14 protein-coding genes are annotated in these 15,295 nt (G+C 60.4%); 11 read left to right on the top strand and 3 right to left on the bottom strand.

Annotation, left to right across the window (positions count from 1 at the left end; all coding sequences use genetic code 11):
- The 4 genes from J3B00_RS13815 to ltrA all read left to right on the top strand — a co-directional run bounded on the left by J3B00_RS13815 (position 1) and on the right by ltrA (position 4,981).
- On the top strand, positions 1-1,491 hold the full coding sequence (locus tag J3B00_RS13815) for an aldehyde dehydrogenase (RefSeq protein WP_209868039.1): 1,491 nt from the start codon (positions 1-3) through the stop codon (positions 1,489-1,491).
- A gap of 277 nt (positions 1,492-1,768) precedes the next feature.
- Positions 1,769-2,464 carry a 3-oxoacid CoA-transferase subunit A gene (locus J3B00_RS13810; protein ID WP_209868038.1) on the top strand — a complete coding sequence of 232 codons (696 nt, stop codon included), beginning with the start codon at positions 1,769-1,771 and terminating at the stop codon, positions 2,462-2,464.
- An 8-nt stretch (positions 2,465-2,472) separates the two neighbouring features.
- Entirely contained in the window at positions 2,473-3,114 is a 642-nt protein-coding gene (locus J3B00_RS13805; RefSeq protein ID WP_209868037.1) for a 3-oxoacid CoA-transferase subunit B, read from the top strand.
- 499 nt (positions 3,115-3,613) lie between these two features.
- On the top strand, positions 3,614-4,981 hold the full coding sequence (ltrA, locus tag J3B00_RS13800; RefSeq protein ID WP_209864306.1) for a group II intron reverse transcriptase/maturase: 1,368 nt from the start codon (positions 3,614-3,616) through the stop codon (positions 4,979-4,981).
- 507 nt (positions 4,982-5,488) lie between these two features.
- Here the strand turns inward: ltrA and J3B00_RS13795 are convergent.
- On the bottom strand, positions 5,489-6,694 hold the full coding sequence (locus J3B00_RS13795) for a GAF domain-containing sensor histidine kinase (RefSeq protein ID WP_245362548.1): 1,206 nt from the start codon (positions 6,692-6,694) through the stop codon (positions 5,489-5,491).
- A 113-nt stretch (positions 6,695-6,807) separates the two neighbouring features.
- On the bottom strand, positions 6,808-7,695 hold the full coding sequence (locus J3B00_RS13790) for a MerR family transcriptional regulator (RefSeq protein ID WP_209868036.1): 888 nt from the start codon (positions 7,693-7,695) through the stop codon (positions 6,808-6,810).
- 156 nt (positions 7,696-7,851) lie between these two features.
- On the opposite strand from J3B00_RS13790, the gene J3B00_RS13785 reads away from it, so the two are divergent.
- Positions 7,852-8,307 (top strand): PAS domain-containing protein, encoded by a 456-nt coding sequence (locus J3B00_RS13785; protein ID WP_209868035.1) that lies wholly within the window; start codon positions 7,852-7,854, stop codon positions 8,305-8,307.
- Between the two features lie 126 nt (positions 8,308-8,433).
- Here the strand turns inward: J3B00_RS13785 and J3B00_RS13780 are convergent, their stop codons facing one another.
- The gene (locus tag J3B00_RS13780; RefSeq protein WP_209868034.1) at positions 8,434-9,543 is read right to left on the bottom strand and encodes an NADH:flavin oxidoreductase; all 1,110 of its coding nucleotides are present in this window, start codon (positions 9,541-9,543) and stop codon (positions 8,434-8,436) included.
- 122 nt (positions 9,544-9,665) lie between these two features.
- Here J3B00_RS13780 and J3B00_RS13775 point away from each other — a divergent pair, with 122 nt between their 5' ends.
- The 6 genes from J3B00_RS13775 (at position 9,666) to J3B00_RS13750 (ending at position 15,292) form a co-directional block, all read left to right on the top strand.
- Positions 9,666-10,547 (top strand): LysR family transcriptional regulator, encoded by an 882-nt coding sequence (locus J3B00_RS13775; protein WP_209868033.1) that lies wholly within the window; start codon positions 9,666-9,668, stop codon positions 10,545-10,547.
- Between the two features lie 280 nt (positions 10,548-10,827).
- On the top strand, positions 10,828-11,250 hold the full coding sequence (locus J3B00_RS13770; RefSeq protein ID WP_209868032.1) for a nuclear transport factor 2 family protein: 423 nt from the start codon (positions 10,828-10,830) through the stop codon (positions 11,248-11,250).
- Complete coding sequence (locus tag J3B00_RS13765) at positions 11,247-11,999, top strand: SDR family NAD(P)-dependent oxidoreductase (RefSeq protein ID WP_209868031.1); 753 nt, start codon at positions 11,247-11,249, stop codon at positions 11,997-11,999. Before J3B00_RS13770 ends, J3B00_RS13765 begins: the two co-directional genes overlap by 4 nt.
- Positions 12,000-12,004: 5 nt before the next feature.
- The gene (locus J3B00_RS13760) at positions 12,005-13,252 is read left to right on the top strand and encodes an FAD-dependent oxidoreductase (protein WP_209868030.1); all 1,248 of its coding nucleotides are present in this window, start codon (positions 12,005-12,007) and stop codon (positions 13,250-13,252) included.
- Positions 13,249-14,058, top strand: a complete 810-nt coding sequence (locus J3B00_RS13755) for a DUF1365 domain-containing protein (protein WP_209868029.1) — start codon at positions 13,249-13,251, stop codon at positions 14,056-14,058. Before J3B00_RS13760 ends, J3B00_RS13755 begins: the two co-directional genes overlap by 4 nt.
- Positions 14,033-15,292, top strand: coding sequence for a cyclopropane-fatty-acyl-phospholipid synthase family protein (locus J3B00_RS13750; RefSeq protein ID WP_209868028.1), 1,260 nt, complete (start codon positions 14,033-14,035; stop codon positions 15,290-15,292). The genes J3B00_RS13755 and J3B00_RS13750 overlap by 26 nt, the downstream gene beginning before the upstream one ends.
- Positions 15,293-15,295: the final 3 nt, after the last annotated feature.

Here is a 15,295-nt window from a genome sequence, read left to right as displayed (position 1 = left end):
ATGGCCGAATTGCTGAGCAAAGAACAGTACGCAGAGATCGCGGCCAAGCTGGAGCTGCGCACCCAGGCGTTCATCGATGGTGAGTTCCGCGATGCCCTCTCGGGCCGCACCTTCGTCACCACCAACCCGGCCACCGGCAAGCAACTGGCAGAGGTCGCTGCATGTGACGTGCAAGACGTCGACGTGGCCGTGGCCGCGGCCAAGCGCGTATTCGAAGACGGCGCCTGGTCCAAGCTGCAACCGGGCGAGCGCAAGCACATCCTGCTGAAGTTCGCCCAGTTGCTCGAAGACCATTCGCACGAGCTGGCCGTGCTGGAAGCGCTGGACAGCGGCAAGCCGGTCAGCGAGTGCCAGAACGTCGATGTACCGGAAACCATCCATACCATTCGCTGGCATGCCGAGCTGATCGACAAGATCTACGACAACACCGCCCCCACCGGCAATGCAGCGGTGACCATGGTCGTGCGCGAAGCGATCGGCGTGGTTGGCCTGGTGCTGCCGTGGAACTTCCCGCTGCTGATGCTGGCCTGGAAGATTGCGCCATCGCTGGCCGCTGGTTGCTCGATCGTGGTCAAGCCGGCCAAGGAAACCACCCTGAGCGCCCTGCGTGTAGTCGAACTGGCGCATCAGGCCGGGGTTCCAGCCGGGGTGTTCAACCTGGTACCTGGCGGTGGCCGTGAAGTGGGCGAGGCCATTGGCCGGCACATGGACATCCCGATGGTCAGCTTCACCGGTTCGACCGATACCGGCCGGCTGTTCCTCAAGTACGCCGCCGAGTCCAACCTCAAGCGCATCGTGCTCGAGCTGGGTGGCAAGAACCCGGCCGTGGTCATGAACGACTGCGAAGACCTCGACGAAGTGGCCCAGTTCGTTACCGCAGGTGCGTTCTGGAACATGGGCGAAAACTGCTCGGCGTCCTCCCGCCTGATCGTTCACAAGGACGTCAAGGACGAGCTGCTGAGCCTGATCGCCAAGCACCTCAAGGACTGGAAACTGGGTGACCCGCTCGACCCGGACAACCGCCTGGGTGCGCTGGTCAGCAAGTCGCATTTCGAGAAGGTCCGTGAGTACCTGGAGTATGCCGCTGAGCAAAAGCTCAACGTGGTGCAGGGCGGCGAGACCGAACAGGGCGCGTACGTGCAGCCGACCATTGTCGATGGGGTTAAGCCAGGCAGCCGTCTGTTTGTCGAAGAGATCTTCGGCCCAGTGCTGGCCGTGACCAGCTTCTCGACCATCGATGAAGCGATCGAATTGGCCAATGACACGGTCTATGGCCTGGCGGCCTCGGCCTATACCGGCAGCCTGCGCAATGCGCTGCGCCTGTCGCGTGAGATTCGTGCAGGGGTGGTGACGGTCAACTGCTTCGGCGAGGGTGATGCGTCGACGCCGTTTGGTGGTTACAAGGAGTCTGGCTTTGGTGGGCGTGACAAGTCGATCTGGGCCCATGACCAGTACACGGAGATCAAGACCATCTGGATCAACGCTTCGTGAGCTGAACGAGCAAGACCTGCGCTGTTCTGACGGAGTTCAGCGCAACCCGGCCCCCACCTCCACGCAGGTGGGGGCTTTTTTGCGTCTGGTACCGCTACGCATCGCACATAAGTTCGATAATCGCACAACATCCGCTTAGCTCTCTCTACTTGTGCCCGATATTGCGGCACGCTATTGCCCAGTCAGTAAACATTTCCCAGGCGCTGACTGGCCCTATCGCTTCGAAGCGCGCCGGCCAGGTCGACCATCCATACTCCAGGAAAACCAGGAGCTCGCTTTGATCAATAAAACGTTTGAGTCCATCGCCAGCGCGGTGGAAGGAATCACCGACGGTTCGACCATCATGGTCGGTGGCTTCGGTACTGCCGGCATGCCGTCCGAGCTGATCGATGCGCTGATCGCGACCGGTACCCGCGACCTGACCATCATCAGCAACAACGCCGGTAACGGTGACCTCGGTCTGGCCGCTCTGCTCAAGGCTGGCAGCGTGCGCAAGGTGGTCTGCTCCTTCCCGCGCCAGTCCGACTCCTACGTCTTTGACGAACTGTACCGGGCCGGCAAGATCGAGCTGGAAGTGGTACCGCAAGGCAACCTGGCCGAGCGTATCCGCGCTGCGGGTTCGGGCATTGGTGCCTTCTTCTCGCCGACCGGCTACGGCACCCTGCTGGCCGAAGGCAAGGAAACCCGTGTGATCGACGGCCGCCATTACGTTCTGGAAATGCCGCTGCACGCCGACTTCGCGCTGATCAAGGCCTACAAGGGTGACCGTTGGGGCAACCTGATCTACCGCAAGGCCGCGCGCAACTTCGGCCCGATCATGGCCATGGCCGCCAAGACCGCCATCGCCCAGGTTGATCAGATCGTCGAACTCGGTGAACTGGACCCGGAACACATCATCACCCCGGGTATCTTCGTGCAGCGCGTAGTCGCCGTTACCGGTGCTGCTGCTTCTTCGAACGCCAACGCTGTCTGAGGCCTGCCATGACTATCACCAAAAAGCTCTCCCGCACCGAAATGGCCCAGCGCGTCGCCGCAGATATCCAGGAAGGCGCATACGTAAACCTGGGCATCGGCGCACCGACCCTGGTGGCCAACTACCTGGGCGACAAGGAAGTATTCCTGCACAGCGAGAACGGCCTGCTGGGCATGGGCCCAAGCCCGGCTCCGGGTGAGGAAGACGACGACCTGATCAACGCGGGCAAGCAGCACGTGACCCTGCTCACCGGTGGTGCCTTCTTCCACCATGCCGACTCCTTCTCGATGATGCGTGGCGGCCACCTGGACATCGCTGTACTGGGCGCCTTCCAAGTGTCGGTCAAGGGCGACCTGGCCAACTGGCACACCGGCGCCGAAGGTTCGATCCCAGCCGTCGGCGGCGCGATGGACCTCGCCACGGGCGCCCGCCAGGTGTTCGTGATGATGGACCACCTGACCAAGACCGGCGAAAGCAAGATCGTGCCCGAGTGCACATACCCGCTGACCGGCATCGGTTGCGTCAGCCGCATCTACACCGACTTGGCCGTGCTGGAAGTGACCTCTGATGGGCTGAAGGTGCTGGAGATCTGCGCTGATATCGACTTCGACGAGCTGCAGAAGCTCAGTGGCGTGCCGCTGTTCCAGTAATCGGCTTTCTTCACGGATTGTCGGGGATTAGGCTGGTTCAGATTCTGGGGCTTGGGGTTGGGGGCTTATCCATTTGGTGGGGTGGAGCTGCTGGCCCCTTCCGCCCTTACGGCGGGTCACTTGTGCGCCCGGCATGGGCGCCATCCTGGAGGTGCAAGTCCTCCCGCGAGCTGGCCACAGCGAGCGAAGCGAAGCGCAACTGCAGAAGGGCGACCGACTGTGGGGAGGAAGCGTGGAGCATAAACCTTGAGCCGAGGTACACGAATCGCATCTGAGGCGTATTCGGTCAGGGCGAGCAGCCAAGTGCCTGCGAAGCTCTTGTGGCCTAAAGGCCGGATACGTAAATGCGGCGGTTGTGAGGTGAAGGATGGCGTTCTTACCCGGGGAGATCTCGCCTTGTGTCCGAAAGGACGACGGTGTGAGCCGGAGCGAGAAGTCAGCAGAGGTCGTAGTAGCTGTTTAACAGCGAAGGGCCGAACGAGAAGGAAAGTGGTTTGACATGAAGATACAGCCGGCCGTGCAACAGATGCCTGGTAACTCGGGGCGGGAGTCGACGAAGAGGGGTGAATCCCTGGCGCGCGGCTCCAGCGTTGAAGCTGGCTGTCCGCGACATGATCCAAACCCCACAGATGGAGGGCTGCTGCAAGCAGCCCTGACCAGAGAAAATCTATTGCTTGCACTCAAGCGGGTGCGTTCGAACAAAGGTGTTGCAGGTGTAGACGGTCTCACGATCGACGAAACCGTAGAGCACCTGAAAACGGCGTGGCCGCTGATCCGTCGGCAACTGCTGGCGGGTGAATACCGGCCAGCGCCGGTGCGTAGGGTATTGATCCCAAAGCCGGGCGGTGGCGAGCGTAAGCTCGGTATACCGACGGTCACGGACAGGGTCATCCAGCAGGCGCTGCTGCAGGTCCTCCAGCCTTTGCTGGATCCTGGTTTCAGTGAGCACAGCTATGGTTTTCGCCCCGGTCGCAACGCGCACCAAGCTGTTTTGGCCGCGCAGCAACACATCCATTCGGGGTGTGGAATCGTGGTGGACGTGGACCTTGAGCAGTTTTTCGACTGCGTCCAGCATGACTTGCTGATCGCCCGGCTGAGCAGGACGGTGACTGATCGTGGCGTACTGCGCCTGATCCGTGCCTACCTGAACTGCGGGACGCTGATCGGCCAGGACATAGTGGTGGACCGACAGGGGACGCCGCAAGGCGGTCCGCTTTCACCCCTGTTGGCGAACGTGGTGCTGGATGAGGTGGACAAGGAGCTGGAGCGACGGGGTCATCGCTTCGTCAGGTATGCGGATGATGCCAACGTTTACGTTCGAAGCCCCAAAGCCGGCTTGCGGGTGATGGCACTGCTCCGACGCCTTTACGGTCGTCTTGGGCTGCGGGTGAACGAAGGCAAAAGCGCGGTTGGCAGTGCGTTTGGTCGAAAGTTTCTGGGGTACGGCTTCTGGCTGTCAGCGCAAGGCAAGATCAGACGCTGGGCAACAACCAAGGCGTTACAGACCTTCAAACAACGGATCCGGGGGTTGACCAAACGTAATGGTGGTCGAAGTCTGGAGCAGGTGATTGAGGGGTTGAGACCTTACCTACTGGGCTGGAAAGCGTACTTCGGCTTGTCGCAAACCACCGCGATGTGGAGGCGTTTGGACGGGTGGATACGACGAAGGCTCAGGGCGATCCAGCTCAAGCAATGGAGAACCGGCAGAACGATCTATCGTGAAGTGCGCAAGATGGGCGCCAGCCCCAAGTTGGCTGCACAGACTGCGGCGCAGAGCCATAGGGTATGGCATAACAGTGCCGGCCTGATTCATGGCGTACTGACGGTTGCCTGGTTTGACCGGATGGGGTTACCCCGCCTGATCTGATCTGGAGTTCTCGAACCGCCCGGTGCGGACCCGCATGCCGGGTGGTGTGGCAGGGGCGCGGCTAGAGGGCTGCCCCCTATGCCGATTTTTTCTTGGAAAAAAGTAACCAAAAACCGCTTGCTCCTGCATCCGGCCCCTCCGCTGCGCTGCGGGGTCCCCTCGCTCCGGTCTCCTGAAGTCGCTGGTAGATCAAGAGCCAGATCAAGATCAACAGCCAGGGCAACGGCTGGCGAATCGCTGCGCTCTCGCTATGTCTATTTACCAGCGGATTTGTGGGGTGGCTGGCAGGGCTGCGCCCTGCGATTTGCATTGGCAGTACCGGCCTCTTCGCGGGGCAAGCCCGCTCCTACAGGATGGGCGCAGATTTTGGATTCGGCACTGTACCTGTAGGAGCGGGCTTGTCCCGCGAAGAGGCCCGAATATCCACCACCTATGCCACTGTCGAAGACAACGCCAGCCCAGACGCCGCCCGTAAGCCCACCTCCACACAGGCGAGGGCTCTTGCGCTTAGTTACCTTGCGTCCACTCGAGAATCCCCGGAAACCGCGCAACAAAGCAGGTACCTGCCTCAGACGTGGAGGTCACGGAGAGCGTCCCGTTGTGTCCCCCGACGATCTGGGACGCGATGTATAAGCCAAGCCCCAACCCCTCCCCTCGCCCGCGTTGCGACGAACGCGTGAACGGCTGGAAAAGCAGCGGCAACAGCGCGTCAGGGATGATTGGGCCCTGATTCACCACTGACAGCACAATTTGGCTGTCCTGCATGCTCGCGATCACTTCTATCGGGTGTTCACGCGAGCCATGGGTCACGGCATTGCCTAGAAGATTGGACAGCAACTGTTCCATTCGCCCGGCATCACAAAAAACCCCAGGTGCTATGACGACTTCATGATTGATTGTGACCTGGGGATGGCTCGCGGTGACTTCATTGATGACGGCAATGAAGATCTCACCCAGGTCGTCCAGCAAGGCGCGTTTGACTGGAATACCTCCGCCTAGCTTTGCGCGAGAAAAATCCAGCACATCCTCAATCAGGTTGCTCATTCGCTGCGAACTTTTTCGGATCGCGATGGCAAGCTTCTGTTCTTGACCAACGGGAAGCTTGGCCTCCAGCAGGTCGGCGCTCATGCGGATCGCGCTCAGTGGCGAACGCAGGTCATGGCCCAGAACAGCGATAAACTGATCCCGCAGGCTGCCCGCTTCTGTGGCACTCACCAGCGCGACGGCCTTGCTTTCCAGGTCTTCCTGGATGTCCAGCTGAGCTGCAATTAGCTGAGCAAACAAGGTCAAGGTTTTTGAAACCGCCTCTTCATCAAACTGTGCGGGTGCCGGGTCAATAGCACACAGCGTTCCGAAAAAGTCGCCGTTCGACCTGAGGATAGGAATGGAGACGTAGCTTTCCAGCCCATAGAGAGCAGGCGTGTGGTGAGCCGCGTATAGCGGATGCGCACTGGCATGCTTGAAGATGACCGGCTGACGGTGCTGGCGGATTTCGTGGCAAATGGTCGTTTCCAGCACCAGCTCACCACCGGCTACGAGACCGAAATCAATGGCGTCATCGACAGCGCAGGCCACCCATTTGGTGTCGGTGACGCGCGCCACGGCCGCAAAACGCATGCCGGTGACATGCTTCACCATATTGAGAATGAGTGGCACGGCATCAATTTTGGCGACCGTGCTGATGTCGTGGGAAAAGTCAGACGGGTAAGCCATCAAGATCGCCGATTGGAAGGTGGTAAAGGGTAATTAGAGCTCAAACCCATACTTGTTACCAATAAAAACGGATGTTCCGCTCGACAGCGTCTTTGCGTTGGCAGCTGCGCACGTTAAAAGTCCAAAGCGCCTCTGAGCAAGGCGTTGAGCATCTGCGCAACGTCAGCGCCCTGCGAATCCAGCAGACACAGCGCACTGCCCTGCAACGCTGTCTGTAAGTCGGCGAGGCCCTCACCGATCAGGGCCAGCGGACACGCAATGTCCATCTGCAATGATCGCAAGCGCTTGACCAGCGCGGTGCTGACGGGCGCCTGCACTGCAATCACCAACGCCGCAGGTTGGGTGGCGGCGCACAGCAGGGCGAGCTCTTCCAGTGGCTGGCCACAGCCGAGCACCTCGATGCGCTGCTGCTCACTGGTCAACAGCAGGCCGGTGCATAGCAGTTGCAATTCTGCGTGCCCCTCGGTGCCGGCCAGCAGCACGCGCGGCGCCTCAGCCTGGTTCATCTGCAGGCGCAGCAGCAGGCGGGTGCGCAGGAAAGTATCGAGAAATAGCCATTGGCTGCGCTCACCGAATGCACTGCCCACAGCCAGCTCGCGCCAAACGGGCATCAGCGCTTCACGCATGACCGTCGCTTTGGGAAAGAGTGTGAACAGCTGGCCATGAATGCCTTCCAACGCCTGCCCATCAAACGCCTTGGTGGCACGCAACACCGCCGCTCGCCAATCGTGAAAGGCATCGTCCTGCGCCGCGGGCACTTCGCGCTGGCCTGCGAGCATTTCTCCGACCTTGCTGATTGGCAAGCCATTGCCGGTCCAGCGCAGGATGTCGCGTATCCGCTGAACATCCTCGGTGGTGTACAGGCGATGACCACCGTCGGTGCGCTGCGGGCGGATCAGGCCATGGCGACGCTCCCAGGCACGCAAGGTCACCGGGTTTATGCCGGTCAGGCTGACCACATCACGCATGGGCAGGAGGTCGGGTGATGGGGCTTCGATCATTGCAGGGTTTCGTTGAGAGGGAATGATGCATTCTAAACCGATACACATCTTTTGCGGCGAGCATCCGTAGGTCATCATGTAGCGAACCGCGTCGGCGCTTGCTCCACAGCGTCTGCGCTACGCACACGGCATACGAGATTTCTGCGGGTGAGCTACATGATCAATGCAAAACTTCTGCAACTGATGGTCGAAAACTCCAACGATGGCATCGTCGTCGCCGAGCAGGAAGACACCGACAGCATCCTCATCTATGCCAACCCCGCGTTCGAGCGCCTGACCGGCTACAGCGCAGACGACATACTCTATCAGGACTGCCGCTTTCTCCAGGGGCAGGACCATGACCAACCGGGCGTTGCAGCCATCCGCGAGGCGATCCGCGAAGGCCGCCCCTGCTGCCAGGTACTGCGCAACTATCGCAAGGATGGCAGCCTGTTCTGGAACGAATTGTCCATCACGCCTGTGCGCAACGAAGCTGACCAGCTCACGTATTACATCGGCATCCAGCGCGACGTCACGGCACAAGTGTCCGCCGAGGAGAAGGTTCGCGAGCTGGAGGCGGAAATCGCCGAGTTGCGCCGCCAACTGGCAGCAGTCAACGCCTCTGGTTCTTGAGACTTGAACTGCCGCAGCCAGAAACGAAGGGGCTTTGACGCACACTCAAGCGTACCGGCAGCTAATGAGCCGCCGGATCGTACAATCATTGAGGTAGGGTGAAGAGGCAAATCCGACTGAGCGCGTTCAGTAGCCGAGAGCAAGCTCGCAGTCTTTGATGTTGGCAATCGGATTCAGGATGGACCCATCGAAGTCTGCCAGGGGTGTTTGGCTTTTCAGGCGGTTGGGCAGATCTGGATTGGCGAGGGCAGACTTGCCGATGGAAATGATATCCGCGCCACTGCGAACCACCTCAGCAGCATGCTCGGAAACATGCAGACCACCATTGGCAATGATCGTCGCGTTGGGAGCATATCGGTTAGCCAGTTCGACGAGCGTTTCACTGCATCCTTCGAACGCCGGCTTCCACGCTTCGTATTCAGTGACATGAATGAAGTCTATTCCGGCTTGATCGAGGCTGCCGAAAATAACTTCAGCAGCACCCTCACGCTCTGGCCACTTGTGCTCGAAGTCATTCACCTTGCCTTGGGAGATTCGCACACCAACAGGTGCTTTGCCTCCCACCGCAGCCTTGACGGCCTTGATCACCTCTAGCGTTAACCCTATTCGCGCACTTACATCTCCGCCCCATTTGTCCGTACGCTGATTTGAGTAGTCGGTCAGGAACTGGTCCAGCAAGTAGCCGTTGGCACCATGGATTTCCAGGCCATCGAACCCTGCCACGTTCAGCGCAAGCTCAGAAGCGCTAACGAAGCCGTTGATCGCATCAGCAATGCTTTCGTCAGACATCACTTGTGGGACCCGATACGGGCCGTGCCCGTAGTAGAACTTCATTTGACTACCTTTAGGACGAACATCCGAGGGTGCCAGTGCGGTGTCTACGAAGCGGTTGCCTTGACTAAGCGCTCCGGCATGCATGACCTGCGCAAAGATGACGCTGCGCTGTGCATGAATGCGCTCGATCACTGGACGCCAAGCTCCAGCCTGACGGACCTCACTAATGCCAGGTTGGAAGGGGTAACCCTGTGAATGTTTTTGGTCGGTATACAAACCCTCGGAGAAGATCAGGCCGAAGCCTCCCTTGGCGAAGCGCTCGTAGTACTGGGCCATCTCCGATGTAGCAAGGCCATCCACCGTTGCACTGACGCGCGTCATCGGGGCCACCGCGAGGCGGTTTTTGAGTTTCAGGTGTTTAATATCATAAGGAGTTAAAATCTGGTCTTGGTAGCTGGGCATTCCGTGAGTCCTCATCCAACACATTTTGCCGTTATGGCTTATTTGATTGACGATAGGTACTACGGCGCGCTTTTGGAACCCAGCTGGAATGATAAGGCTGCTTAACGAATGTGGTTACACTGATGTACATACCGGACGTCGAAGTATTCATCGCGATCGCTGAGGGGGGTAGCCTATCTGCGGTGGCGCGGCGCCTTGGGTTAACCCCTATGGCAGTCTCGAGACGCCTCGCATCCTTGGAGCGAGAGCTGGATGTGCGCTTGGTCCATCGAACAACACGCTCCGTTGCATTGACGCCTGAGGGTGAGGCATTTTTGCCCTATGCCTCCACACTGCTAGAGGCGAGCGAGTCGGCCAGAGTTACGCTGAAAAGCCGTGCAGGAACTGCCAGCGGGGTTCTCAAGGTCACTGCACCGACCGTGTTCGGTCAATCCGTGATCATGCCTTTGGTTCCCAGTCTGCTTGATGAGCATCCGGCCCTGAAGGTCGATATAACCCTCTCTGACAGTATCGTGGACATCGCGGGGCTCGGCATCGATGTCGCAATTCGCATTGCCACCCTGCGTGACTCTGCTCTTGTAGCAAGGTCGCTAGCGCCCAATCCGCGAGTACTGTGTGCAAGCTCTATTTATCTGCAAGAGAACGGACTGCCAGAGACGCTGAACGATCTTTCCAGACATCGCTGCATTGCCTTGCACAGCATGCCCTACTGGCCCTTTCTGCGGGGAGGTGAGCCTATTACCGTCCGCGCTGAAGGTAGCTTCTCCGCCAACAGTGTTGAGGCAGTGCGCTCGGCGAGTAAACAGGGCTTGGGGTTGTCAATGCTCACTTACTGGGACGTGCGCGATGACCTGGCTTCGGGTGATCTTCAATTGATAGAACTCAAAGACGCCTGCCCCGAGGAGCTTTACATCACTGCGCTGCTGCCCAGCAGACAGCATGTTCCTCATCGGGTGCGAATCTTCCTTGATCGCCTGGAAGCCTTCCTCAAACTTCATGCATAGCCACGATTGTTTCGTGCGTGATGATGGGGCTTTGCCAGGTTGCGGAGGTTTCGTGACGTATGAGCACAACGTTCTGGTGCATGCGACTCACGCCGAGTTGATCTCCACCTGTACAGCGTGGATCTGTGGGCCGCAGTTGAGCGTGACGCTGGAGACATCCTCGAGACCACCCTGCTCAAATAAATCTGTACAAGATCGTTGACTTGTACAGATATAGCCGTAGGCTTCAGCTATACCTATACAACAAATCACTGTTGTACAGGGTTGCCTGGAGCCGCGCATGTCAGCCTACCTGCAGCAATTCGCCGAGCGCTTTGCCAGCCTCGATGCAGCCAGTCTCGATACATTGGAAAAGCTGTACAGCGAAGATGTGAGCTTTCGCGATCCACTGCATCAGATTCAAGGGCTGCCTGCCCTGCAGGCCTACTTTGCCCAGTTGTACGCCAACGCCCACGATATTCAGTATGCCTTCACCGGTGCCGACGAGGTGCGCCCAGGCGAGGGCTACCTGCGCTGGACCCTGCATTTTCGCCATCCGCGCATGGCCCGCGGCCAACCGATCACTGTGCAAGGATGCAGCCACTTGCAGTGGCGCGAACGGGTCTATTTTCACCAGGACTATTTCGACGCGGGCGCGCTGCTGTATGAGCACATGCCGATCATGGGCAGCGCGATTCGCTGGCTCAAAGGCAGACTGGCATGAGCCGCTACTGGCTGACTGGCGCCAGTAGCGGTATCGGCGCGGCGCTCGCCCAATGTCTGCTGGAACAAGGCCATCAGGTCGCCTTGGGCGGTCGCCAAAGCGAGCGCCTTGTCCCCTTGGCCGAGCGGTTTCCAGAGCAGACGTTACTGGTGATTGGCAATGTCGATAACCCGGAGCAGGTCGCCAGGATGGCAGCGCAGATCCAGCTCGCCTGGGGTGCGCTCGACACGGTGATCCTTAACGCAGGCACCTGCGAGTACCTTGAGCCAGGGCAGTTCGATCCAGCCTTGGTCGAGCGTGTGTTGCGCACCAATGTGCTAGGGGTCAGCTATTGCCTGGCCGCAGCCTTACCGCTGCTTCGAGAGGGCCAGCGACCGCACTTGGTGGTTGTGGGCAGCTCGGTGAGCTGGTTGGCCTTGCCGCGTGCAGGTGCCTATGGCGCGTCCAAGGCCGCCGTGCGTTACCTGGTCGAATCGCAACGAATCGACCTGGTCAAGGAAGGCATTGATGTCACCTTGGTCAGCCCTGGTTTCGTCGATACGCCCTTGACCCGTCGCAACGACTTCCCCATGCCACAGCTGTGGACCGCGCAGCGCGCAGCCATGCATATCGCCAGCCGCCTGCCCCGCCGCCCCCTGGAAATCAACTTCCCCGGCCCGTTCATCCTGGTATTGCGACTGCTCGGGCTATTGCCAGCACGCGTGCGCCTGGCACTGGGTCGGCGACTGCAACGCAAAGAAAAGGAATGAGCTTCATGCGCATAGCGATCATCGGCAGTGGTATCGCAGGCTTGACCTGCGCCCACTTGCTGTCACGCAAACACGAGATCACGGTGTTCGAGGCCGCGGATTGGATCGGCGGCCACACGCATACCGTCGATATCGACTGGCGCGGCGAACGCCATGCGATAGACACCGGGTTCATCGTTTTCAACGACTGGACCTACCCGCACTTCATCCGTTTGCTTGACCAGCTCAAGGTTGCCTCACGGCCGACGCAGATGAGCTTCTCGGTGCATGACCCGCTCAGTGGCCTGGAATACAACGGGCACACCCTGAACACCCTGTTTGCGCAACGCAGCAACCTATTGTCAGCGGGGTTCTGGAACATGCTGCGGGAGATCCTGCGTTTCAACCGCCAGGCGCCTGCCGACCTGGACAACCAGCGTATCGATGCAGCCACCACCCTCGGCGCCTACCTGCAAGCGCAGGGTTATGGGCAGCGCTTCATCGAGCACTACATCGTCCCGATGGGCTCGGCGATCTGGTCGATGTCCCGCGCCGACATGCTCGGTTTTCCCCTGCAGTTCTTTGTGCGTTTTTGCCGCAACCACGGGTTGCTGTCGGTAAACCACCGTCCGCAATGGCGGGTCATCCAAGGTGGCTCGCGCAGCTATATAGAGCCGCTGTGCCGGCCGTTTGCCGAACGCATCCGGCTGAACTGCAAGGTGCACCGGGTCAGCCGCGACGAGGGCGGCGTATCGCTGGTCAGCACTGCCGGCAGCGAACGCTTCGACACGGTGGTGTTTGCCTGCCATAGCGACCAGGCCTTGGCCCTGCTGGAAGCCCCCAGCGTGCAGGAACGGTCCGTGTTAAGCGCCATTACCTACGCCAACAATGACGTGGTGCTGCACACCGACAGCCGCTTGCTGCCACGCCGCCGAAAGGCCTGGGCCAGCTGGAACTACCGCCTCGGTGGCGCCGAACAGGCCCCGGCGGCGCTGACCTACAACATGAACATCCTGCAAGGTATCGAGTCGTCGGCGACCTTCTGTGTCAGCCTCAACCAGACCCCGCTGGTGGACCCGGCGCAGATCCTCGCCCGCTTCCAGTACGCCCATCCGCAATACAGCCTTGCTGCAACCGCTGCCCAGGCGCGTCAGGCTGAGCTGCAGGGGCAACAGCACAGTTACTTCTGTGGCGCCTATTGGGGCAATGGTTTTCACGAAGATGGGGTGGTCAGTGCGCTGCAGGTGGCGCAGCACTTTGGCGAGCAACTGTGAACAGCAGCCTGTGCCTGGGCTGGATCAGCCACCGGCGCCTGACGCCGCGGCTGCATGCTTTCCGTTACCGGATCGGCATGTTCTACCTGGATCTGGACGAACAACCTTGGCTACTGCGTCTGTCGCGCTGGCTGCGGCGCGCGCGCCTGGCACCGCTGAGCTGGCGCGAAACCGACTACCTGCCGGCGCTGACCGGCAACGGCGAGACGCTGGCCCAAGCCGCGCGCTTGCTGGTTGGCCAGGCCACGGGGCACGTGCCCGAGGGCCCAGTGCACCTGCTCACGCAACTGCGCTGCTGGGGGCTGTCGTTCAACCCGGTGAGTTTCTATTTCTGCCATGACCGCGACGGCGAGCTGACGGCGATTCTGCTCGAGGTCCGCAACACGCCATGGCGTGAGCGTTTTCACTATGTACTGCCGGTGCAGGGCAGCCTGGCAGCACCGTTCGCCGTGGCCAAGGCCTTCCATGTGTCGCCGTTCATGCCACTGGACATGGAGTACCGCTTGCGATTCTGCCTGGACGCAAAGCAGATACACATCCACATGCAGAACTGGCAAGGCACGCACAAGGTATTTGAGGCCGACCTCGCGCTGCACCGCCAGCCGCTGGATAGAGCCGCGCTGCATCGCTACATCCTGGCCTTCCCCTGGATGAGCCTGCGAACGGTCTCGGCCATCTATTGGCAAGCCCTGCGCCTGCTGTTCAAGCGCACCCCCATCCATAACCACACTGTCAGCCAGGGCGACCTGGCGCTCGGCCAACCCAGCAAGGATCCTGATCATGTCCAATCCCACCCTGAGCGTTAGCAAATCGGCAGGCCTGGCGCCTCTGCTCGGCGGGTTGGCACGCAGCGCCGTGCTTGCCCAACTGGGCAAGCTGCGCCACGGCCATCTGCGGCTGCTGAGCAAGGGCCAGCAGTGGAGTTTCGGCGATAGCAGCAGCCCGTTGCAGGCCGAAGTGGCCATCCTCGATGACGCAACCTGGGGCCTGATCGCCGGCAGCGGCTCGATCGGCGCGGGTGAAGCGTATATCCATGGCTACTGGCACAGCCCGGATCTGGCCGCAGTGACTCGCCTGTTCGTCGCCAACCTCGATGTACTCGATGCCCTTGAGGGCGGCCTGGCGCGTCTGGCCCGCCCAGCATTGAAGCTGCTGCACCGGTTTAACCAGAACAGCAAAGACGGCGCTCGACGCAATATCCTCGCCCACTATGACCTGGGCAATGCGCTGTTCGAGCGGCTGCTCGACCCGACCATGATGTATTCGGCCGCGCAGTTCGAACACGCCGAGCAAACCCTGGAGCAGGCCCAGTTGAACAAGCTGGAGCGCATTTGCCAGAAGCTCGAACTGAGCCCTGCTGATCACCTGCTGGAGATTGGCTGCGGCTGGGGCAGCCTGGCCATCCACGCCGCCACGCGCCATGGTTGCCGGGTGACCACCACCACGCTGTCCGAAGCACAGTACACCCATACCCTGCAGCGCGTGCGCAGCTTGGGGCTGGAGCAGCGCGTGACAGTACTGCGCGAGGACTACCGCGACCTCAAGGGCACATTCGACAAGCTGGTGTCGATCGAGATGATCGAGGCGGTCGGCCACCGCTACCTGCCGGTGTACTTCCGCCAGTGTGCCTCACTGCTCAAACCCGATGGGCTCATGCTGATACAGGCGATTACCATCCGCGACCAGCGCTACAGCTACGCGCGGCGCTCGGTAGACTTCATCCAGCGTTACATCTTCCCAGGCGGCGCCCTGCCCTCGTTGAGCGTGCTGCTCGACACCGCCAGCCGCCAGACCCCGCTCAACCTCGTGCACCTGGAAGACTTCGGCCAGGACTACGCTCGCACCCTGCGCCATTGGCGCGACAATCTGCGCCAGGCACGCAGCGCACTGACGACGCTGGGCTACGACGATACCTTCCAACGCTTATGGGAGTTCTACCTGTGCTATTGCCAGGGCGGCTTCGAGGAACGGGCTATCGGCGTAGCACAACTGCTATTGGCAGCGCCCCAGGCACGGCGTGCGCCGTTGCCCGGGCAGTGAACC

Origin of the sequence: Pseudomonas sp. BP8, from assembly GCF_017875955.1 — a bacterium.
GTDB lineage: Bacteria > Pseudomonadota > Gammaproteobacteria > Pseudomonadales > Pseudomonadaceae > Aquipseudomonas.
This window is presented reverse-complemented; position numbering and strand designations above follow the sequence as displayed.